The organism is Patiriisocius marinus (genome assembly GCF_008974325.1).
GTDB classification, from domain to species: Bacteria; Bacteroidota; Bacteroidia; order Flavobacteriales; family Flavobacteriaceae; genus Patiriisocius; species Patiriisocius marinus.
The window spans coordinates 442,215-466,058 of the sequence record NZ_BKCG01000001.1 but is presented as its reverse complement, the minus strand read 5'-3'; the positions used below and the strand labels follow the sequence as shown (position 1 = coordinate 466,058).

15 protein-coding genes and 1 pseudogene are annotated in these 23,844 nt (G+C 35.0%); 14 read left to right on the top strand and 2 right to left on the bottom strand.

The window, feature by feature from the left end:
- Both nusA and infB read left to right on the top strand, forming a co-directional pair.
- Positions 1–1,233: a transcription termination factor NusA gene (gene nusA, locus GBH57_RS02060; RefSeq protein WP_151672389.1), complete on the top strand. Its 1,233-nt coding sequence runs from the start codon at positions 1–3 to the stop codon at positions 1,231–1,233.
- Positions 1,234–1,293: 60 nt separating this feature from the next.
- The gene (gene infB / locus GBH57_RS02055) at positions 1,294–4,182 is read left to right on the top strand and encodes a translation initiation factor IF-2 (RefSeq protein ID WP_151672388.1); all 2,889 of its coding nucleotides are present in this window, start codon (positions 1,294–1,296) and stop codon (positions 4,180–4,182) included.
- 384 nt (positions 4,183–4,566) lie between these two features.
- Here infB and GBH57_RS02050 read toward each other — a convergent pair whose 3' ends face one another.
- Entirely contained in the window at positions 4,567–4,956 is a 390-nt protein-coding gene (locus GBH57_RS02050; protein ID WP_151672387.1) for an SPOR domain-containing protein, read from the bottom strand.
- 225 nt (positions 4,957–5,181) lie between these two features.
- On the opposite strand from GBH57_RS02050, the gene GBH57_RS02045 reads away from it, so the two are divergent.
- The 8 genes from GBH57_RS02045 to GBH57_RS02010 all read left to right on the top strand — a co-directional run bounded on the left by GBH57_RS02045 (position 5,182) and on the right by GBH57_RS02010 (position 17,049).
- Complete coding sequence (locus GBH57_RS02045; protein ID WP_151672386.1) at positions 5,182–6,516, top strand: cytochrome c3 family protein; 1,335 nt, start codon at positions 5,182–5,184, stop codon at positions 6,514–6,516.
- A gap of 150 nt (positions 6,517–6,666) precedes the next feature.
- The gene (locus tag GBH57_RS02040; RefSeq protein ID WP_151672385.1) at positions 6,667–9,723 is read left to right on the top strand and encodes a TAT-variant-translocated molybdopterin oxidoreductase; all 3,057 of its coding nucleotides are present in this window, start codon (positions 6,667–6,669) and stop codon (positions 9,721–9,723) included.
- 23 nt (positions 9,724–9,746) lie between these two features.
- The gene (locus GBH57_RS02035; RefSeq protein WP_151672384.1) at positions 9,747–11,525 is read left to right on the top strand and encodes a helix-hairpin-helix domain-containing protein; all 1,779 of its coding nucleotides are present in this window, start codon (positions 9,747–9,749) and stop codon (positions 11,523–11,525) included.
- Positions 11,526–11,527: 2 nt separating this feature from the next.
- Positions 11,528–12,064 carry a DUF3341 domain-containing protein gene (locus GBH57_RS02030; RefSeq protein WP_151672383.1) on the top strand — a complete coding sequence of 179 codons (537 nt, stop codon included), beginning with the start codon at positions 11,528–11,530 and terminating at the stop codon, positions 12,062–12,064.
- Position 12,065: 1 nt separating this feature from the next.
- Complete coding sequence (locus GBH57_RS02025; RefSeq protein ID WP_151672382.1) at positions 12,066–12,734, top strand: c-type cytochrome; 669 nt, start codon at positions 12,066–12,068, stop codon at positions 12,732–12,734.
- A gap of 27 nt (positions 12,735–12,761) precedes the next feature.
- On the top strand, positions 12,762–14,111 hold the full coding sequence (locus GBH57_RS02020) for a quinol:cytochrome C oxidoreductase (protein ID WP_151672381.1): 1,350 nt from the start codon (positions 12,762–12,764) through the stop codon (positions 14,109–14,111).
- A 25-nt stretch (positions 14,112–14,136) separates the two neighbouring features.
- Positions 14,137–15,204: a cytochrome c oxidase subunit II gene (locus GBH57_RS02015; protein WP_151672380.1), complete on the top strand. Its 1,068-nt coding sequence runs from the start codon at positions 14,137–14,139 to the stop codon at positions 15,202–15,204.
- An 18-nt stretch (positions 15,205–15,222) separates the two neighbouring features.
- Complete coding sequence (locus GBH57_RS02010) at positions 15,223–17,049, top strand: cytochrome c oxidase subunit I (RefSeq protein WP_151672379.1); 1,827 nt, start codon at positions 15,223–15,225, stop codon at positions 17,047–17,049.
- A 204-nt stretch (positions 17,050–17,253) separates the two neighbouring features.
- Here the strand turns inward: GBH57_RS02010 and GBH57_RS02005 are convergent, their stop codons facing one another.
- Positions 17,254–17,763 (bottom strand): peroxiredoxin-like family protein, encoded by a 510-nt coding sequence (locus GBH57_RS02005; protein ID WP_151672378.1) that lies wholly within the window; start codon positions 17,761–17,763, stop codon positions 17,254–17,256.
- Positions 17,764–17,932: 169 nt separating this feature from the next.
- Between GBH57_RS02005 and ruvB the strand changes: the two genes are divergently transcribed.
- From ruvB to GBH57_RS01985, 4 genes and pseudogenes are all read left to right on the top strand, one after another.
- Positions 17,933–18,955 carry a Holliday junction branch migration DNA helicase RuvB gene (gene ruvB / locus GBH57_RS02000; protein ID WP_151672377.1) on the top strand — a complete coding sequence of 341 codons (1,023 nt, stop codon included), beginning with the start codon at positions 17,933–17,935 and terminating at the stop codon, positions 18,953–18,955.
- A 2-nt stretch (positions 18,956–18,957) separates the two neighbouring features.
- Entirely contained in the window at positions 18,958–20,298 is a 1,341-nt protein-coding gene (locus GBH57_RS01995; RefSeq protein ID WP_151672376.1) for a cytochrome P450, read from the top strand.
- Positions 20,299–20,351: 53 nt separating this feature from the next.
- Positions 20,352–21,281, top strand: coding sequence for a tRNA epoxyqueuosine(34) reductase QueG (gene queG / locus GBH57_RS01990; RefSeq protein WP_151672375.1), 930 nt, complete (start codon positions 20,352–20,354; stop codon positions 21,279–21,281).
- 93 nt (positions 21,282–21,374) lie between these two features.
- Positions 21,375–23,672, top strand: a pseudogene (locus tag GBH57_RS01985) (NADP-dependent malic enzyme).
- The last annotated feature ends 172 nt before the right edge of the window (positions 23,673–23,844 follow it).

Sequence of the window (23,844 nt, the reverse complement as noted above, 5' to 3'; positions counted from 1 at the left end):
ATGGAAAATTTAGCGTTAATTGATTCGTTTTCAGAATTTAAAGACGATAAACAAATAGATAGAGTGACGCTTATGGCGATACTTGAAGAGGTTTTTAGAAATGCACTTAAAAAGAAATACGGGAGTGACGATAACTTTGATATCATTGTAAACCCAGATAAAGGGGATTTAGAAATTTGGAGAAATCGTATTGTTGTTGATGATAGAGATGTGATGGATCCTAATGAAGAAATAGGAATTACTGAAGCTCGTAAAATTGAAGATGATTTTGAGGTTGGTGAAGATGTTTCTGAAGAGGTAAAGTTAATTGACCTTGGACGTCGTTCTATTTTGGCTTTACGTCAAAATTTGATTTCAAAAATACACGAGCACGACAATACAATTATCTATAAGCAATTTAAAGACCTTGAAGGAGATATTTATACTGCTGAAGTTCATCATATTCGTCATAGAGCTGTAATTTTGTTAGATGATGAAGGGAATGAAATAATTTTGCCAAAGGATAAGCAAATTCCTTCTGACTTTTTTAGAAAAGGAGATAACGTTCGTGGAATTATTGAAAGTGTAGAATTAAAAGGAAATAAGCCAACGATTATTATGTCTCGTGCGAATCCTTTATTTTTAGAGAAATTATTTGAACAAGAAATACCTGAAGTTTTTGATGGATTAATTACTGTTAAAAAAGTAGTTAGAATACCAGGTGAGAAAGCTAAGGTGGCTGTAGATAGTTATGATGATCGTATTGATCCTGTAGGTGCCTGTGTAGGTATGAAAGGATCTCGTATTCACGGTATCGTTCGTGAATTAGGAAATGAAAATATAGATGTCATTAACTATACAGAAAATCTTACATTGTTTATTACGCGTGCATTAAGCCCAGCGAAAGTAACATCGGTTAAGATTAATGAAGAAACAAAGCGTGCTGAGGTAATATTACGTCCTGAGGAAGTAAGTAAAGCTATTGGTCGTGGAGGACATAACATTCGATTAGCAGGTCAATTAACAGGATACGAAATAGATGTATTGCGTGAAGGGGCTGAAGAGGATGTTGAATTAAGAGAATTTAAAGATGAAATCGAAGGATGGATCATCGAAGAATTCCACAAGATAGGTCTAGACACTGCAAAAAGTGTGTTAGATTACGACTTGAATGATCTAGTAAAACGTACAGATCTTGAAGAAGAAACTATCAAAGAAGTAATTAGTATACTTAAGGAAGAGTTTGAGGATTAACGCTTTGATTAATAAAGTATTTTTCCATTATTATAGTAAATAGAACACATACCCATTTTTATGGCTGAAGTAAAATCGATACGACTTAACAAAGTACTCAAGGAGTTTAACATCTCTCTTGACCGTGCCGTGGATTTCTTAAAATCCAAGAGCGTGGAAATAGAGGCACGTCCTACGACTAAGATCTCAAATACAGAGTACGAGCTGCTTTCTGCAGAGTTCGCAAAAGACAAAGAGAAAAAAGTTGAGTCAAAAGAAGTCGGCGAAGAAAAGCGCAAAGAAAAAGAAGAGCTCTTTAAAGATCGTGAACGCGAGCGTGAAGAGCTAGAGCAGCGTAAAGCTGAAGCAGCTGAAGCCAAAAAAGTAATTGAGGCAAAAGCTAAACTCGCTGGAACAAAGCAAGTAGGTAAAATAGAACTTGATGCTAAAGGCAATGTAAAGCCTAAAGCAGCACCAGTTCCTGAACCTGCTCCTGAACCAGTTGTTGAAGCTCCAAAAGTAGAAAACGTTGTAGAGGAAGTAAAAGAGGCTCCTGTGAAAACGGAGAAGCCAACTCCGGCTAAAAAAGAAACTCCTAAGGTTGAAGAGAAAGCTCCTGAAGTAAAAGTGAAAGTTGCTGAAACTCCTAAAGTAGAAAAGCCTGTAATTAAAAAGGAGGAAGCTCCTGTTAAAGCAAAAGAAGTTGTAACTCCTCCAGTAAAAAAGGAAGAAGTGAAAACTGAACCTGTTGCTGAAGTTGCTCCTGAACTATCTAAAGATGAAGCTGCTGCGCCAGGTGCAATTGCTAAATCTGATGTAGTGGAAACTCAGTATAAAAAGCTTGATGGTCCTAACTTTACAGGAAAGAAAATTGATTTATCTCAATTTAAAAAACCTGAAAAGAAAAAGACTGAAAAGCCAGGAGAGAAAAAAGGTCGTCGTAGACGTATAAGTAAAGATAATGGTGCTCCAGGAAACAGAAATTCTGGTGGTGGAAATAATAGAGGAGGTAATTCAGGACCAGGACGTGGGCGTGCTCGCATAAATACTCCTAAAGAAGAGCCTAGTGAAGCAGAAGTGCAAAAACAAGTACGTGAAACTTTAGAGAAGCTTCAAGGGAAGTCGTCTAAAGGGAAAGGTGCAAAATATAGAAGAGATAAGCGTGATACTCACCGTCAAAAAACGGAAGAGGAATTAGCACAACAAGAGCTTGATAGTAAGTTGTTAAAAGTAACTGAATTTGTTACTGTTAGTGAAGTTGCTACAATGATGGATGTTCCGGTAACTAAAATTATCTCAGCATGTATGTCTCTTGGAATGATGGTAACAATGAATCAGCGTCTAGATGCTGAAACATTATCAATCGTTGCAGAAGAGTTTGGTTTCGAAGTAGAGTTTATTACTGCTGATATTGAAGAATCAATACAAGAAGTTGTAGATGATCCTAAAGATCTAGTTGAAAGAGCTCCTATCGTTACAGTTATGGGACACGTTGATCACGGTAAAACATCTTTACTAGATTATATTCGTGAAGAGAATGTAATTGCTGGTGAAAGTGGTGGTATTACTCAGCACATTGGTGCTTATGGGGTACAATTAGAAAATGGTCAAAAAATAGCATTCTTAGATACACCAGGTCACGAAGCCTTTACGGCGATGCGTGCTCGTGGTGCTCAAGTAACCGATTTAGCAATTATTGTAGTTGCGGCAGATGATGATATTATGCCACAAACAAAAGAAGCGATATCTCATGCACAAGCTGCAGGAGTGCCAATCGTTTTTGCAATTAACAAGATTGATAAGCCGGCTGCAAATCCAGAAAAGATTAAAGAAAAATTAGCTGCAATGAACCTTCTTGTAGAAGACTGGGGTGGAAAAATCCAATCTCATGATATCTCTGCAAAGATGGGAACTGGAGTTAAAGAATTATTAGAAAAAGTATTGCTTGAAGCTGAATTATTAGAGCTTAAAGCAAATCCTAATAAATTAGCTAACGGTACTGTTGTTGAAGCGTTCTTAGATAAAGGTCGTGGATATGTTTCTACAATCTTAGTTCAAGGTGGTACATTAAAGGTTGGTGATTATGTTCTTGCAGGACAACATAGTGGTAAAGTAAAAGCAATGCAAGATGAGCGAGGTAAGAAAGTTAAGTCTGCCGGACCATCTACTCCAGTGTCTATTTTAGGATTGACTGGTGCGCCTCAGGCGGGTGATAAGTTTAACGTATTTGAAGATGAGCGTGAAGCTAAGGATATTGCAAGTCGTCGTACACAATTACAACGTGAGCAATCTGTTAGAACACAACGTCATATTACTTTAGATGAAATTGGACGTCGTATAGCATTAGGAGACTTTAAAGAACTTAATATTATCCTGAAAGGTGATGTTGATGGGTCTGTTGAAGCATTGACTGATAGTTTCCAAAAATTATCAACTGAAGAAATTCAAGTTAATATTATTCATAAAGCTGTAGGACCTATTACCGAAAGTGATGTGTTGTTAGCTTCTGCTTCTGACGCGATTATTATTGGATTTAATGTACGCCCTATGGGTAATGCACGTCAAATAGCTGACAAGGAAGAAATCGACATCCGTATGTATTCAATTATATACGCTGCGATTAATGACTTGAAAGATGCGATGGAAGGAATGTTATCTCCAGTAATGAAAGAGGAGATTACAGGTACAGCAGAAATTAGAGAAACATTCAAGATATCTAAGGTTGGAACTATTGCAGGTTGTATGGTTCAAACAGGTAAAATCATACGTAACGCTGGTATCCGATTAATCCGTGAAGGAGTGGTTGTTTATACAGGTGAGTTAACAAGCTTGAAACGTTTCAAAGACGATGTTAAAGAAGTTGCTAAGGGGTATGATTGTGGTATGCAGATTAAGAACTACAATGATATTTACGAAGGAGATATTATAGAAAGTTTCCACGAAGTAGCTGTGAAGAAAAAGTTGAAATAAATAAATTGCAACACGATGTTGTATTAGTTAATAAAAGCCTCCTTTCTTAATTGAAATGAGGCTTTTTACTTTCTTCGGAAATGTTATGTATTTGAAGTATCATCGTCTTAATATGATATTGTTGATTTATTATAATACACGTGCCTAATTGAATTCAGCTTTCTAACGATGTGTTAATAGTTGATTTTAATTATAGATTTATTGTTGTTATAAGGTTAGTTTTAATTTTATGAGTAGCTCTTTCTTAATTTGCAAACGTTGTTGTGTTATTGAAGTTTTGGGATATATTTTTTAAAACCTTTTTTTTTTTTTTTGGTATTTATTGAGCATAAAAAAACCTCAACTTTAATAAGCTGAGGCTTTTTGGTGTTTTATTAAGTTTTCTTATTTCTTTTTCTCCAGTATAAACGCACTTGGGAAGTTTTTTTGTATTTCAATTAAGGCTCTATCTGCTTCCAATCTAGTAGCAAAGTTTCCAGCCCAAACTTTAAAGTTAGGAGTCTCATATTCAATTGATGCTGGCCAAGATCCATAAGCGCTTCGGTATTTTTTTTGGACACTATTGGCTTTTTCTAATTCACCATAGTATAATTGTATTGTATATCCATCACTAAGTTTATTGTCTTTTTCTAAAGACTTTTTAGTGATTAATAATTGCTCAATTTGAGAGTCAGCATTAATAGTCACATTTCCGCTTTGCGCTAAGCTGTCTTGTGTGAAAGAGACTATGAAAATACTGATAATAAATAAGTTAAAAAGAAATGATTTTTTCATATAATTTTTTTGAAAGTACAAATGTACACCTCTTTAACTTTTATAGAGGCGTTTTTATTATTTAGAAAGAGTATAAATTAGATGTTAACAGATTATTTAGATTTCTAAAATGGACTTAATATGCTACTTTTGCAACGTTATTTATGGCATTTGTAGACTGTGAAACAACAGTTGATTTAATAACTAATTACGTGCCAAACTATTGACGATATTTAACCATTCAGTATGCAAAAGGTGAATTTTACTAAGATACCCTCTATTTTGTCAGTATTAGCGTTAGCATTTATGTTAACTTTTTCTACTACAATTCAAGCTCAAGCAGATTCTGCTAACGAAGCAGCACAAACTGAAGCCGCAACTCCAGCTGCTGACGGTGTAGGTGACCCTGCAGTAGGGAAATCATTATTTAATGCTAACTGTGCAGCTTGTCATAAGTTGGATAAGAAAGCTACAGGCCCTGCCTTAAGAGGTGTTGCTCAAAAATACGATCGTGAGTGGTTGTATGCTTGGATAAAAGATAGTCAAGCGTTAATTGCTAGTGGAGATGCTCAAGCTATTGAAGTTTTTGAAGCGAATAACAAGTCTGTAATGCAGTCTTTCCCTGCATTAAGTAATGGGGATATTGATAATATATTGGCTTACACTAGTGAGGAGAAAGTAGTAGTTGTTCCTCCAACAGGTGCTGGTGAGATTGCTGCATCTTCAGGGAGTGGTGTTTCTAATAATATTATTTTAGGTGCTCTTACTGGGGTTTTCTTGTTGTTGATTGTAATGCTTGTTCTTGTTTCTAAAACTCTAAAGAAGATTGCGACTGCAAACGGTGTTGATTATGGTGAAAAGCCAAAAGGTACGCCAATATGGAAAAGTTTTGTTGAAAATCAATTTCTGCTTTTAGTAACTGCAGTATTATTGTTGTTGACGGCAGCGTACTTCATGTACGGTTTCTTTATGCAAGTTGGAGTTGATCAAGGATATGCTCCTGTTCAACCTATACATTACTCTCATAGAATTCACGCAGGTGCTAATGAAATTGATTGTAACTATTGTCACTCATCAGCTAGAAAAAGTAAGCACTCAGGAATTCCTTCCTTAAATGTTTGTATGAACTGTCATAAAAATATTGCTGAGGTGTCTGAGGATACACAGGCTGAAGGGTTAAATGAATATGGTGTTGATTATAATAAAGAGATTAAAAAATTATATAAAGCTGTAGGTTGGGATGAAACTACTCAGGGTTATACGGGAGAGTCTGAGCCTGTTAAATGGGTTCGTATTCATAACTTACCAGACTTTGCGTATTTTAATCACTCGCAACACGTAACTGTTGGAGGTATTGCTTGTCAGAAATGTCACGGTCCAGTTGAAGAAATGGAAATTATGGAACAGTTTTCTCCATTGACTATGGGGTGGTGTATTAATTGTCATCGTGAAACGAATGTTAATGTTTCTGGAAATGAATACTACGAACAGATTCACGAAGCACTTGCCAAGAAGTACGGAGTTGAGCAGGTTACTGCCGCTCAAATGGGAGGTTTAGAGTGTGGTAAGTGTCACTACTAGATGTCGTTTCGGTTAATACTGAAATAATAGTTAGATTAGTGAATGAGATAAAAACAATAAAAAGAGTAAAATTTTAGATATACAAATTTCATTTTTAGAAAGAAATTTCAATTAATTTAAATTGCATATCAAGAATCGTAAATAATAATTATGGCATCAAACAAGAAATACTGGAAAAGTGTTGAGCAGCTTGACGAAAGCAGCGCTATTGTTGAGGCGTTACAGCAAAATGAGTTTGTTACAGAAATACCAACAGACGAATTTTTAGGTGACAAGGAAACTTTAGAGGCAACTTCCACGACACGTCGTGATTTCTTAAAGTACGTTGGTTTTACTACCGCAGCGGCATCTCTTGCTGCTTGTGAGGGACCAGTTATTAAATCAATACCTTATGTTGTTGCTCCGGATGAAATAGTTCCGGGTGTTGCAAATTATTATGCAACTACAATTGCTGATGGTTTTGATTTTGCAAACGTATTAGTGAAAACAAGAGAAGGGCGTCCTATTAAAATAGAGCGTAACGATTTGTCTACTATGGGTGGGGCTAACGCTCGTGTTCATGCATCTGTATTGTCTTTATATGACAATCATAGATTAAAAGCTCCTTTAGTAGGTGGTAAAGAAGTTTCTTGGTCAGATTTCGATATCGCAGTAGCTGGGAAGATGAATGAAATGCAAGGAAAAGATATTGTGTTGTTAACACAAACTTTTGCTAGTCCTTCTACTTCAAAATTAATAAAAGAGTTTACGGCGAAATTTTCGAATGTTCGTCACGTAATATATGATACTGTTTCTTCTTCGGAAGCGCTAGATGCTTTTCAGTCCGTTTATGGTATGAGAGCTATGGCTGATTATGACTTTAGTAAAGCTGAAGTTATAGTGTCAGTAGGTGCAGATTTCCTTGGAGACTGGCAAGGTGGAGGCTTTGATGCAGGATATGCAAAAAGTCGTATTCCTAAGAATGGTAAAATGTCTCGTCACGTTCAATTCGAGGCAAATATGACATTGTCTGGGGCAAATGCTGATAAACGTGTTCCTGTAACTCCTAGTCAACAATTACAAGTTTTAAAAGCATTAACTGGAGGTTCTGCTTCTGGTCTTCCTGATCATATAGCTAAAGCTGTTTCTAGTGCAAAGGCGCAATTAGCTGCTGCTGGTAATAAAGCTGTTATTTTAACAGGTCTTCCGAGTGTAGAAGCTCAAACAATGGCGCTAAAGGCTAATGCTGGTAGTGTTGTTATGGACGCTGTTAAGCCTAGAATGATGAGACAGGGTAATTCTTCTGAAGTTGCTGCTGTAGTTCAAGGTGTTATTAATGGAAAGGTCAAAGGTTTAATTACGGTAGGGGTTGATCCTGTATATTCATTGCCAAATGGTGCTGAATTTGCAGAGGCATACGGTAATTTAGAAATGAAATTAGCTTTTGCTTCTAGAAAAGATGCAACAGCTGAATTGGCTGATATGGTTGCTGCAACCCCACATTATTTAGAATCTTGGGGTGATGCACAATTAAAGAAGGGTACGTTTAGTTTAATGCAGCCTACAATTCGTCCTTTATTTTCTACAAGACAATTTCAAGATACATTATTGCAATGGACTGGAAATTCAAAAAAATATTATGATTATATAAAGGATACTTGGTCAGGAGTATTGGGTGGAACATCTTGGAACAAAGCTTTAGAGGCTGGTGTTTTAGTTTCGAATGCTCAGGTTGATAATGAAGTAGTTTCTTTATCTACAGTGTTAAATTCTAGCACATCAAATGGAGCTTTAAGTGCTTCTCAAGATGGTGGTTTAGAATTAACATTATACACAAAAACTAGTTTAGGTGATGGTCAACAAGCAAACAACCCTTGGTTACAAGAGTTGCCAGATCCTATTACAAGAACATCTTGGGACAATTATGTAACTGTTTCTAAGTCTGATGCTGAGGCTATGGGCTTAACTAATGAAAATGTTGCAAATGGTGGTCTTGATGGAAGTATTGTTAATGTTAAAATGGGTAATGTTACTGTAAGTAATGTTCCTGTTTTGGTTCAACCGGGTCAAGCGAAAGGTTCTGTTGGTTTAGCATTAGGATATGGAAAAACCGCAGCTATTCAAGAAGAAATGCAAACAGGTGTAAATGCCTATGCTTTGTATAATAACTTTTCTTCTGTACAAAATGTTACTTTGGAAAAAGTTTCTGGTACTCACGAATTTGCTTGTGTTCAATTACACAATACAATGATGGGTCGTGATATTATTCGCGAAACATCATTAGAAATATTTAATACTAAGTCAGCTCACGATTGGAATCCGGTTCCTCAAGTTTCAAAGGATCACCAAGAGATTCCAGTAACAAGTCCTGATGCTGATTTATGGACAGAATTTGATCGTTCAATAGGACATCATTTTAATTTATCTATTGACTTAAATGCTTGTACCGGATGTGGTGCTTGTGTTGTAGCTTGTCACGCTGAAAATAATGTGCCTGTTGTAGGTAAGAGCGAGATGAGGCGTAGTAGAGATATGCATTGGTTGCGTATTGATAGATATTATTCTGCGGAAGAGTCTTTTGATGTAGATCAGGATAAAAAAGAAGGTTTTTCAGGGTTATTTGGTGATAATGGTTCATTAGGTGGTTTTGGAGAATTAGAGGATCCATCGGCTAATCCTCAGGTTGCTTTTCAACCTGTAATGTGTCAGCACTGTAATCATGCTCCTTGTGAGACTGTTTGTCCTGTTGCTGCAACCTCTCATAGTCGCCAAGGTCAGAATCATATGGCTTATAACCGTTGTGTAGGTACAAGATATTGTGCAAACAACTGCCCTTATAAAGTGCGTCGTTTCAACTGGTTCTTGTATAACGAAAACGATGAGTTTGATTATCATATGAATAATGATTTAGGTCGTATGGTATTAAATCCTGACGTAAATGTTAGGTCAAGAGGGGTGATGGAGAAGTGTTCTATGTGTATTCAGAAAACACAATTATCGATATTAGAAGCTAAGAGGGATGGTCGTCCAGTAAAGGATGCTGAGTTCCAAACAGCTTGTTCATCTGCTTGTGATAAAGGAGCAATGGTCTTTGGTGATATCAATGACCACGATAGTGAAGTTTATAAAGAGAAAAAAGATAAGAGAATGTATCACTTATTAGAAGCTGTAGGTACAGAGCCTAATGTTTTCTATAAGGCAAAAGTGAGAAACTCTAAAGAAGCATAATCAACTAAGAAATAGTATTAAATATGGCGTCGCATTACGAAGCACCTATTAGAAGACCCTTAGTTATAGGAGATAAAAGTTACCACGATGTTACAATCGATGTAGCTGCTCCTGTTGAAGGTAAAGCAAACAAATCCTGGTGGATTGTGTTTACCATAGCCCTTGTGGCTTTTGGATGGGGATTAGGTTGTATTATTTACACCGTCTCTACTGGTATTGGAGTTTGGGGATTGAACAAGACCGTAGGATGGGCTTGGGATATTACAAACTTTGTGTGGTGGGTAGGTATAGGTCACGCAGGAACATTGATTTCTGCGGTATTATTACTCTTCCGTCAAAAATGGAGAATGGCAATTAACCGTTCAGCAGAGGCAATGACAATCTTCTCTGTAATACAGGCAGGTTTGTTCCCAATTATTCACATGGGGCGTCCTTGGTTAGCTTATTGGGTTTTGCCTATACCAAATCAATTTGGTTCATTATGGGTTAACTTTAATTCGCCTTTACTTTGGGATGTATTTGCGATTTCAACATATCTTTCGGTATCATTAGTTTTCTGGTGGACAGGATTACTTCCCGATTTCGCGATGATTCGTGATAGAGCTGTAACACCTTTTACTAAAAAGATATATGGTATATTATCATTTGGTTGGAGTGGGCGTGCAAAAGACTGGCAACGTTTTGAAGAGGTTTCTCTTGTGTTAGCAGGTTTAGCAACTCCTTTGGTACTTTCAGTACACACGATTGTATCTTTTGACTTTGCAACATCAGTTATACCGGGTTGGCATACAACAATTTTCCCTCCATATTTTGTGGCAGGAGCAGTATTCTCTGGATTTGCAATGGTGAACACGTTGCTTATTGTGATGCGTAAAGTTTCTAGTTTAGAAGATTATATTACAATTCAACATATAGAATTAATGAATATCGTAATTATGATTACGGGTTCTATTGTTGGTGTAGCATATATTACTGAGTTGTTTATTGCTTGGTATTCTGGTGTAGAGTATGAGCAGTATGCATTCTTGAATAGAGCAACTGGACCTTATTGGTGGGCTTATTGGGCGATGATGTCTTGTAATGTTTTCTCTCCACAATTTATGTGGTTTAAAAAATTAAGAACTAGTATTATGTTCTCTTTCTTTATTTCTATTGTGGTAAACATAGGTATGTGGTTTGAGCGTTTCGTTATTATTGTAACTTCGTTACACAGAGATTATCTTCCATCTTCATGGACTATGTTCTCTCCTACATTTGTTGATATCGGTATTTTTATTGGTACAATTGGTTTCTTCTTTGTGTTATTCTTATTATACGCTAGAACTTTCCCTGTGATTGCACAAGCTGAAGTTAAGTCAATACTTAAGAGTAGTGGTTCTAATTATAAGAGAATGAGAGCTGATCACGGTGACAATGTAAAGCATTATAGTCCTGTAGTAAGAGCGCCAGAAGCTAATACTGCTGTGTCTAAACAGAACATTTCCAATGATAATCATAATCCTATGGTTAACGCAGATGCTATGTTAGATACTGAAGTTAAAAAAGATCAGGTAGATAGTTTGTTAAGCAAGTTAGGCTCATTTGATCCAAATACGCAAAAAGCAGATAATCTTAAAAAGATAAGTGGTGTAGGTCCAGTAATGGAACAAAAGTTACATCAACTAGGAATCTATACATTTGAACAAGTTAGTAAAATGGATGATTCAGATTACGATTTATTAGATGATATTATTGGCGAATTTCCTGGTCGAGCTAAACGCGATGATTGGGCAGGACAAGCTTCTAAACTTAAAAACAACTAAGTATGACTTCTAAAGTGGTACACGCAATTTACAATGATGATGACATCTTGATGCAAGCTGTAAAGCAGGTGCGTGGAGAGCATTATCATATCGAAGAGGTTTATACACCTTTTCCAGTTCACGGACTTGATAAGGTTATGGGTCTTGAGCCTACACGTATTGCTATAACAGCATTTATGTATGGTATTGTAGGGCTATCAGTAGCTGTTACAATGATGAATTTCATTATGATTGAAGACTGGCCTCAGAATATTGGTGGTAAACCAAGTTTTAGTTACATTGAAAATATGCCGGCTTTTGTTCCAATTATGTTTGAACTTACAGTCTTTTTTGCAGCCCATTTAATGGTAATTACTTTCTATATGAGAAGTAAGTTATGGCCATTTAAAAAAGCTGAAAATCCAGATGTAAGAACAACAGATGACCATTTCTTAATGGCTGTTGATGCTGGTAATCATGATATAGAAAAATTATCTAAGTTCCTTTATGATACTGGAGCTTTAGAAATAAGTATAGTTGAAACTGATGAAGATCATTAATATGAATAAGATACTTAAATTAAGTTTTACTCTAATTGGCTTTTTAGCAGTGGTTTCTTGTGCAAGTGACGGAAAACCAAACTACCAGTACATGAATAATATGTACGAGCCAGTAGGGTATGAAACATACGGAGAAGCTGATATTTTTCCTGGTGGACAGGAAGCTATGCTTCCGGCAGAAGGTTCTATTCCTAGAGGATGGCAACCTTATGATTATCCAAATACTACTGATGGTTTAAATCTAGCTAAAACTGATTTAAAAAATCCATTATTAGTAACTGAAGAAAGTTTAGCAGAAGGGGCAAAACTTTATACTATTTACTGTGCTGTATGTCACGGTGATAAGGGTGATGGAAAAGGAATATTAGTTCAGCGTGAGAAATTTTTAGGTATTCCTAGTTATGCTGATCCAGGAAGAGTTATTACTGATGGAGGTGTTTATCACGTTCAAATGTATGGTATAAACTCCATGGGTTCATATGCATCTCAAACTAACGAGTTAGAGCGTTGGCAAATAACTCAACACGTTATGAACTTAAAGGCTACATTAAAGGGTGAACCTATTATGAAACCTGCAAAAGTTGACGAAATTGATAATGCTTTAATGATGACAGCTTCAGATTTATCAGAAACTAATCATTCATTAGAAGTAGTTGGTCAAAAACACTAAATAAAGAATACAAAGAATAGCCAAGATATGTATACGCTACCTAGTAAATTAAAAATGTTTGCAATCATCTTTATGGTGATTGGTGCTTTGGGGATTGTCGCTAGTTTTTTAACGGCTCCATCAAATACGGCAGAAGTTAAGGAAATGATGGCTGCACACGGTGATAGTCATGGTGCTGAACACGCTACAGATACACACGAAGTTACTTCAGATGATCACGGCACGGAAGTACATGATGTTCATAAGGAAGCTAATGCTCACGATAGTGAAGAGGCTCATTTAGAGCATACTTTACATCAATTACAGAATAAACCTTGGGCAGCACTTTATATTGCTTGTTTTTTCTTTTTTATGATTGCTTTAGGCGTGCTAGCATTTTATGCTGTAAATTTTGCTGCACAAGCAGGATGGTCACCAGTTCTTTTTAGAGTTATGGAAGCTATTACCGCATACTTAGTCCCTGGTGGAATTATTATGTTTGTTTTATTAGCTTTATCCGGTTTTCATATAAATCATTTATTTGTTTGGGCTGATCCAGAAGTTGTTGCACATGATGCTTTACTTCAAGGTAAGGCAGGTTGGTTAAACGGAACCGGCTTAGTTATTAGAGCTGCTATATTCTTAGGTGGTTGGATACTTTACCGTATGTATGCTGTTAAGTTTTCTAGAGCTAGTGAACATGTTGATGATAATAGATATTTTAAAAAGACCTTTAGAATCTCAGCTGGATTTTTAGTTTTCTTCTTATATACTGAGTCTATGATGTCTTGGGATTGGTTAATGAGTTTTGATCCTCATTGGTTCTCTACTTTGTATGGTTGGTATATACTTGCTGGAATGATGGTTTGTGGTATAACAACAATAGCATTAATTACAATTTTCCTTAAATCACAAGGATATTTAGAATTTGTAAATGATAGTCATATACATGATTTAGCTAAGTTTATGTTTGGATTTAGTATTTTCTGGACATACCTATGGTTCTCTCAGTTTATGCTTATCTGGTATGCAAACATTCCTGAAGAGGTAACATATTATATAACAAGAATTGAGGACTTTAAACTTCCTTTCTTTGGAATGTTAATTTTGAATTTCTTATTCCCATTATTATTGTTAATGAACAGTGATTACAAAAGAGTAAATTGGTTTGTAGTCTTAACAGGAATTGTTATCCTTGCAGGACATTATGTTGATCTATTTGTTCTCATTATGCCAGGTACAGTAGGAACAAGTTGGTTTATAGGCTTACCTGAAATTAGCTCATTATTATTCTTCTTTGGATTATTTGTTTTCGTTGTGTTCACAGCGCTTACTAAAGCTCCATTATTGATGAAGAACAATCCTTTTATTAAGGAAAGTAAAAATTACCATTATTAATTAATCATTTAGAAGACAGATAACGATGACTGCATTTTTAGTTGTATTAGTAATTATTCTTTTCGGAATTACCGTACTACAGTTGGGCAAGATATTTAACATGTCTAAGTCTGCTGAAGAATTAGGTGAATCTTCAGAAATTGCTAATTTAAAAGATAACAACGTTAACGGATGGTTAATGTTAGGTTTAGCAATATTTACATATGTGTTAATGATACTTTGTTTCTGGAAATGGGGCGATGTATTATTACCAAAATCCGCTTCAGAACATGGAGTTGAAACTGACAATTTAATGTTGATTTCAATGTCTTTAATATTTATTGTTGGATTTTTCACACTTTGGTTATTAAGTTACTTCGCATTTAAGTATAGAGGTGCAGAAGATACTAAGGCATTATTTTTTGCGGATAATGATAAACTTGAATTCATTTGGACAATTATTCCAGTTATAGTTTTAGCAGCTTTAATTATATATGGTCTTTTTACTTGGACTGATATTATGAACGTTGATGCTGATGAAGATCCTATGGTTGTAGAACTATACGCTTATCAATTTGATTGGAGAGCTCGCTATAGTGGTTCAGATAATACTTTAGGTGAAGCTAATGTAAGACTAATCGAAGGGGCTAATCAATTAGGTGTTGATACTTCAGATCCAAACGCACAAGATGATATTGTTGTAAATGAATTACACTTACCTGTTGGAAAACAAGTATTGTTTAAAATGCGTTCACAAGATGTTCTTCACTCTGCTTATATGCCTCACTTTAGAGCGCAGATGAATTGTGTTCCAGGTATGATTACTCAATTTTCATTCACGCCAACAGTTACAACAGATGAAATGAGAATGGATGATGTAATTGTAGCTAAGGTTAAGAAAATTAATGAACTTCGTAGTGAAAAAAGTAAAGAACTTGCTTTAAAAGGAGAAGAAGCTTTAGAACCATACGAATTTGATTATATGTTACTTTGTAATAAGATTTGTGGTACAAACCACTACAATATGCAAATGAAGATTATTGTAGAATCTCAAGAGGATTATGATGCTTGGTTAGCAACTCAACCAAACATTGCAACATCTTTAAAGAAATAAAAAAAACAAGAATTAGATATGTCAGCACACGCTAATGACCACGCAGTAGATCACCACGACGATCACGGGCATCATCATAAACAATCATTCATTACTAAATATATTTTTAGTACTGATCATAAAATGATTTCTAAACAATACCTTTTAACTGGTTTGTTTATGGGAATTATAGGTATCGCTATGTCAATTCTTTTTAGAATGCAATTAGCTTGGCCTGAAGAACCATTCCAAATATTTGAATTACTTTTAGGTAAGTGGGCAGAAGGTGGAGTTATGGATCCTAGTGTATATTTAGCACTAGTTACTATTCATGGAACTATAATGGTTTTCTTCGTACTAACGGCTGGTCTAAGTGGGACATTTAGTAACTTATTAATTCCATTACAGATTGGAGCTCGTGATATGGCCTCTGGATTCCTTAACATGGTCTCTTATTGGTTATTCTTTTTGTCAAGTTTCTTTATGATAATGTCATTATTTGTAGAAGCAGGACCAGCATCAGCAGGATGGACAGTTTATCCACCATTAAGTGCATTGCCTCAAGCTATACCAGGTTCTGGTGCAGGTATGACTCTATGGTTAGTTTCTATGGCTATATTTATTGCTTCTTCTTTATTAGGATCATTAAATTATGTTGTAACAGTATTAAACTTACGTACTAAGGGAATGTCTATGACTAGACTTCCATTAACAATCTGGGCATTTTTTGTGACAGCTGTTATTGGTATTGTTTCATTCCCTGTTTTATTATCTGCAGCTTTGATGTTGTTAATGGATAGAAGTTTTGGAACTTCATTTTTCTTAAGTGACATTTATATTGCAGGTGAAGTATTGCATAATCAAGGTGGTTCTCCAGTATTATATGAACACTTGTTTTGGTTCTTAGGTCACCCAGAAGTATATATTGTAATCTTACCAGCAATGGGTATGGTTTCTGAAATTATGGCTACTAATGCACGTAAGCCTATTTTTGGATACCGTGCAATGGTTATGTCAATTTTAGCAATTGCATTTCTGTCTACAATTGTTTGGGGTCACCATATGTTTATTTCTGGTATGAATCCATTCTTAGGATCTGTATTTACATTTACAACCTTATTAATCGCCATTCCATCTGCTGTAAAATCTTTTAATTGGATTACCACACTATGGAAAGGTAATCTTCAAATGAATACAGCTATGTTGTTTTCAATTGGATTTGTATCTACTTTCATAACAGGTGGTCTTACAGGAATTATTTTAGGAGATAGTGCTTTAGATATTAATGTTCACGATACTTATTTTGTAGTTGCTCACTTTCACTTGGTAATGGGTATATCTGCATTATATGGTTTATTTGCAGGGGTATATCACTGGTTCCCAAAAATGTTTGAAGGTAGAATGTTGAATAAAAACTTAGGTTATGTTCACTTTTGGATTACAATTGTAGGAGCATACGGAGTATTTTTTCCAATGCACTTTGTAGGTATGGCAGGTTTACCTAGACGTTATTATACAAACACAGCATTCCCATACTTTGATGATTTAGCTGATATCAACGTTGTCATGACAATATTTGCCATTATCACTGCAGCTGCACAATTAGTATTCCTATACAACTTTATTCATTCAATGTATTATGGTAAAGTAGGACCTAAAAATCCTTGGAAAGCCACTACGTTAGAGTGGACGGCTGATGTTAAACATATACACGGTAACTGGTCAGGACCAATTCCAGAAGTTCACCGTTGGGCTTATGATTACAGTAAGTTAAACAAAGATGAAACAGGATATGTTATCGAAGGTCAAGATTATATTCCTCAGCACGTACCTCTTCAAGATAACGAAGAAGAAATGCATCATTAAAAAATTGTAGTATAAAAAAAGTCCTTTCAATTTGAAAGGACTTTTTTTATACAATAGTTAGAGTTCCATAAAAATACCCATCATTGGGTATTGTTCTTATTCTATACCCAATGTATATTTGGCTATACATAAGTCAGAAGTTTTGGGGAGAATTTCAGATTAAACATGTAAAAACGCCTTTATAAAGGCGTTTTTTTTTGGTGATTACTTTTCTCCTCTAGCTGGGTAATCTTTGTTTTGTATAAACTTTATAGCGTTAATTACATCTTTCGTACCTGGCCTTGCAAATGGCATTGTTTGTACAGAAGAGAAGAATAATAATCCTTCATTATCAATCAAAAACAAACCTGGTTCCGAAAATATTTCCGGTTCTTTTTTTGAAATACCTTCAGAAATATATAATCCCCACTCTCTAGCTTTTTTTTCATTCATACCATAGGCGATAGGTAAAGATGTAACGTCCCATTCATCACCTGCTTGTTTAGCTCTTTGTTGCGTATCCATACTTGCAGCTACTATATTTACGCCTAGTTCTACAAAGTCTTCTAAGTATTCGGTAATTTCTTCAAGTTGTAGTTTGCATTTTGGACAATGTAATCCTCTGTAAAATACTACAAGAGTAAATGAATCTGGATCTTGTTCGCTAAGGTCCCAAACAGTATCATTTATTAAATTTAACTTTAAATCCGGTGTTTTAGTTCTTGGTTTTGTCATTTTAAGGTTTTTATTTTAAAGGTATTGACTTCATTACTAAGTATAAAATGATACTTATTAATTGATTGTTAAACATATAAAAAATATTATAATTATTCTTTTGATTATTCTTTCTGAAATATCAAATAACCAACTCAATTAATAAACTTACACTTTGTATCTTTACTATATGAATGAGAACCTTGACCCATCTGAAGACCACTTGTCTTCTCAAGATATAGAAATTGAAAAACAATTAAGGCCTCTTAGCTTTGATGATTTTACAGGGCAGGATCAAGCTTTAGAAAACCTCCAAGTTTTTGTTCAAGCAGCTAATCTTAGGGGAGAAGCTTTAGATCATACATTGTTTCATGGTCCTCCAGGTTTAGGAAAAACAACATTAGCTCATATATTAGCTAATGAACTTGAAGTAGGAATAAAAGTTACTTCCGGGCCTGTTTTAGATAAGCCAGGTGATCTTGCAGGATTGCTTACTAATCTTGAAGAACGCGATGTGTTATTTATAGACGAAATTCATCGTTTAAGTCCTATAGTTGAAGAGTATTTATACTCTGCGATGGAAGATTATAAAATTGATATAATGATTGAATCTGGACCTAATGCACGTACGGTTCAAATTCACCTAGCTCCATTTACTTTAGTAGGAGCAACAACTAGATCTGGATTGCTAACAGCGCCTATGCGTGCTCGTTTTGGTATTGCTTCAAGACTTCAGTATTATTCAACTGAGTTGCTCACAACCATTGTGCAAAGAAGTGCCACAATTTTACAAGTTCCTATCTCTATGGAAGCTGCAATTGAAATAGCTGGCCGAAGTAGAGGAACTCCACGAATAGCTAATGCATTGTTGAGAAGGGTTAGAGATTTTGCTCAAATAAAAGGAAATGGAAATATTGATATTAGTATTGCTAAATTCTCATTAAAAGCATTAAACGTTGATGCCTTTGGCTTAGACGAGATGGATAATAAAATATTAACTACCATTATTGAAAAGTTTAAAGGTGGCCCAGTCGGTATTTCTACCATTGCTACAGCAGTTTCTGAAAGCCCTGAAACTATAGAGGAAGTGTATGAGCCTTTTTTAATTCAACAAGGTTTTATTATGAGAACACCTCGCGGTAGAGAGGTTACGGAAGCTGCCTATAAACATTTAGGGAAAATTAAAGGTCCTATTCAAGGGGGATTATTTTAAATATGACTAAAATCACATCAAATATTCCGGAAGTTTCATTATTGAAATTTTTAAAACATTCAGTTGATATACTAAAAAACCCATTACCATTTCACCGACAAAATTTTGAAGAGAAAGGTGATACATTTCAATTAAATATAAGTTTTAATGATTCAGTGGTGTTTAGCCGTGATGCTGGTTTTCTTCAATACGCACTTCAGAAAAACCAACGCAATTACACGAAATCACCCATTCAAACCGTAGAGGTGGCAAAGTATATTGGTAAAGGTCTGTTGACTTCAGAGGGCGAATTGTGGCAACGACAAAGAAAGCTTATTCAGCCAGCGTTTCATAAAAAACAATTAGCGTTGTTGATGGATAAAATTCAGGATGCAATTACTTCTGAAATATTAAAAATCAAACCAAATGTGCCTTTTGATGTATTTCCGTTATTTAACGATCTCGCTTTCCAAACTGTAGCTAAAGCACTATTTAGTGGAGCTATCACCGATACACAGGTTTCTGAATTACAAGACATTACTGAAAATGGCCAAAAAATGCTTGTTAGAGAGTTAAGACAACCTTATTTAAATTGGTATTTTAAACTTACAGGTAAAATTGAAGCAGCGATAGATAGATCTAAAGAAGGACGTGATATTGTGCTTAAATTGATAAATAACCGCCGTGAAAGTTCGATAAAAGAGTATGACTTGTTAGATATGCTTCTTGATGCAAGATATGATGATGGTGAAGCTATGGAAGATGAACAGCTGATAGATGAAATATTAATACTCTTTACCGCCGGTCATGAAACTACTTCAAATGCATTGTCATTTACTACACAACTAATAGCTAAAAATCCAAAGATCCAAGAAATCATCTTATCAGAAATAAATAGCGCTAAAAGTATCGCTGATGGTGATTTGATGATATTTCTTAAAGAATCACCATACACTAAAAATGTTATTGAAGAAGCAATGCGAATGTTTCCGCCAGCTTATTTTATTGATAGGGTGAACAAAGAGGATGATGAGTTCAATGGAATGAAAATACCAAAAGGCACAAGTTTATTGTTTTCAGTTATTGAAATCCAAAATGATAAAAGATTTTGGGATAATCCAGAAAAATTTGATCCAACTCGCTTCTCTCGAATGCAAGCAAAGGAATATTCAGGACATTATTTTCCTTTTGGAGCAGGTCCAAGAATGTGCATTGGGAACAATTTTGCTATGTATGAAATGGTATTAGCTATTACTACCTTACTTGAAAATTTCAGAATTAAAGAAAAGACTACGCCTATTAAAATCACTCCATTAATTACTTTAAAACCAAAAGATGCATTTCTAGAATTTGAGAAGCGATAAATTACATCTACTTAGAGTTTGCAAGTTGTTTTGAGATTAAAAAAACGTATCCCATTAATTTAGCCCAAACATATACTGATAAGATAAAAGCTGAGGCAAGTCGTCTTGGGTTTATGTCTTGTGGTGTAAGTAAAGCCGGATTTTTAGAGGAAGAGGCTCCAAGGTTAGAGTCTTGGCTAAATAAAAATATGAATGGCGAAATGGCCTATATGGAGAATCATTTTGATAAGCGCCTAGATCCTACATTGTTAGTGGAAGGTTCTAAAAGTGTAATATCATTACTTCTAAATTACTATCCTCAAGAGTTGCAAAAAGACACTTCTTATAAAATATCAAAATATGCTTACGGAACAGATTATCATTTTGTTATAAAAGATAAACTTAAAAAATTGCTTCATTTTATTCGTGAAGAAATAGGAGAGGTAAATGGTCGTGCTTTTGTTGATTCAGCACCAGTGTTAGATAAAGCTTGGGCTGCTAAAAGTGGTTTAGGGTGGATTGGAAAGCATAGTAATTTACTTTCTCAAAAAGTAGGGTCGTTTTATTTTATAGCAGAACTTATTGTAGACCTAGAATTAGAGTATGATTATGCTGTTACAGATCATTGTGGTAATTGCACTGCGTGTATTGATGCTTGCCCTACACAAGCAATAGTTGATCCTTATATTGTTGATGGTAGTAAGTGCATTAGTTATTTTACCATCGAATTAAAGGATGAGTTACCGTCAAGTTTTAAAGGTAAATTTGATGATTGGATGTTTGGGTGCGATGTATGTCAAGACGTTTGCCCTTGGAACCGCTTTAGTAAATCGCATAAAGAACCTTTGTTTAATCCTAATCCATCATTGCTTACTAATTCAAAAAAGGATTGGGAGGAAATAACGAGAGATGTTTTTGCTGAAATCTTTAAAAAAAGTGCAGTTAAAAGAACCAAATTCGAGGGTTTAATCCGAAATATTAACTTTTTAAATAATAGTGACTAACTATTATAAAAAGGTTAATTATTATAGAATATATTTACTTTTCAATCATCTCTGTTACATTTGTAAGTTAAGAGTATTAATTAATACATTTTTATGAGTAAACAATCAAGACGTCGCGAAGCATTATTATACCATGCTAAACCAAAACCGGGTAAAATTGAAGTTGTACCCACTAAAAAATATGCGACGCAAAGAGATTTGTCTCTTGCTTATTCTCCTGGAGTGGCAGATCCTTGTCTTGAGATTGCTAAAAATGTAGATAATGTTTATAAATATACTGCAAAGGGGAATTTAGTAGCGGTAATTTCTAACGGTACAGCGGTATTAGGTTTGGGAAACATAGGTCCTGAAGCATCTAAACCTGTAATGGAAGGAAAAGGATTGTTATTTAAAATATTTGCAGATATTGATGTATTTGATATTGAAGTAGGTACAGAGGATGTTGATGCTTTTATTGAAACTGTAAAAAATATAGCCCCTACTTTTGGAGGGATTAACCTTGAAGATATTAAAGCTCCTGAAGCTTTTGAAATTGAACGTCGCCTGAAGGAAGAATTAGATATTCCTGTAATGCACGATGATCAACATGGTACAGCAATTATATCTGCAGCTGCATTATTAAATGCTTTGGAAATTGCTAAAAAGAAAATAGACAAAGTGAAAATTGTTATCAGCGGAGCAGGTGCTGCTGCGGTTTCTTGTACGAGGCTTTATAAGGCCTTTGGTGCAAAAGACGCTAACATTGTTATGATTGATAGCAAAGGTGTTATTAGAAAAGATCGTGATAATCTTACTGATGAAAAAGCTGAATTTGCTACTGCTAGAAAGATTGATACTTTAGAAGAAGCAATGGAAAAAGCCGATGTATTTGTTGGTCTTTCTATAGCGAATATTGTAACACCAAAGATGTTAAAGTCTATGGCTAAGCGTCCTATCGTTTTTGCTATGGCAAATCCAGATCCTGAAATAGAATATGATTTAGCTTGTAAAACTCGCGATGATATTATAATGGCTACTGGACGAAGCGATCATCCTAATCAAGTAAACAATGTACTAGGGTTTCCTTTTATTTTTAGGGGAGCTTTAGATGTGAGGGCCACAAAAATAAATGAAGCAATGAAAATGGCTGCTGTAGAAGCACTTGCTGCATTAGCTAAAGAACCTGTTCCAGAACAAGTAAATATTGCTTATGGTGAAACGAAGCTAATTTTTGGCCGAGAGTATATCATTCCAAAACCTTTTGACCCTAGACTAATCTCAACGGTACCTCCTGCAGTTGCAAAAGCAGCAATGGAAAGTGGTGTTGCTACAGAACCAATTAAAGATTGGTAAAAATATATTGATGAGCTTAATGAACGAATGGGTAGCGATAATAAAATTGTTCGTTTGTTGTATAGTAGAGCTAAACGAAACCCAAAACGTATAGTTTTTGCAGAGGCAGATCATCTAGATGTTCTTAAAGCGGCACAAATTGTTCATGAAGAAGGAATCGGAATTCCTATCCTATTAGGAAGAAAAGAGATTATTTTGGAACTTATGTCTCAAATAGAATTTGATGAAGATGTTGAAATTATTGATCCTAAAGCAGATGATCAAGCCAAGACATTACTTAAATATGCCCAAAAGCATTTTGAAAATAGAAAAAGAAGAGGTGTAACACTTTTTGATGCTCAGCATTTAATGAAAAGCCGTAATTATTTTGCGGGTATGATGGTAAATGAAGGTGACGCAGATGCAATGATATCAGGTTATTCTAGAGCATACCCTTCAGTTGTTAGACCCGTTTTAGAAACAATAGGTAGGTTTGATGGAGTTAATAAAGTTGCAACAACTAATTTAATGTTGACTAAACGTGGCCCGTTGTTTATAAGTGATACGTCAATAAATATAGATCCAACCGCTAAGGAATTAGCGCAGATTGCACAAATGACAAACTACACCATGAAAATGTTTGGTTTGACTCCTGTAATAGCAATGATAAGTTATGCTAATTTTGGTTCGTCTAAAGATCCACACGCCACTAAAGTGAGCGATGCAGTAGCTTATTTACATCGTACAAATCCAGATATGCATGTAGATGGTGAGTTACAAACCAACTTTGCACTTAATCAAGAAATGCTTCAAAAAAAGTTTCCCTTTTCTAAGTTAGCGGGAAAAAAGGTAAATGCTTTGATTTTTCCAAACCTCGATTCAGGAAATAGTACTTATAAATTACTTAAAGAACTTAATGAAACTGAATCAATTGGGCCAATTATGCTTGGTATGAAAAAGCCGGTGCATATAGTGCAGTTAGGTGCAAGCGTTGAGGAAATGGTTAACATGGCAGCTGTTGCGGTTGTTGATGCTCAGCAAAAAGAGTCAAGGCTAAAGCATAGTGCTAAGAGTAAATAAATTAGAAATTTTAGTAACGTGTCTATCAATTTAATAGACATGTTACTTTTTGTTTAAAATCAACTAATTTTTTGATAGAATCTCAATTATATTGAAGTTTAAAATTTCAGTATATTAAAATAATTAAGGCGCTTATAAAGCAGGAAAATAATTCGTTTTTTTGAATTAATTT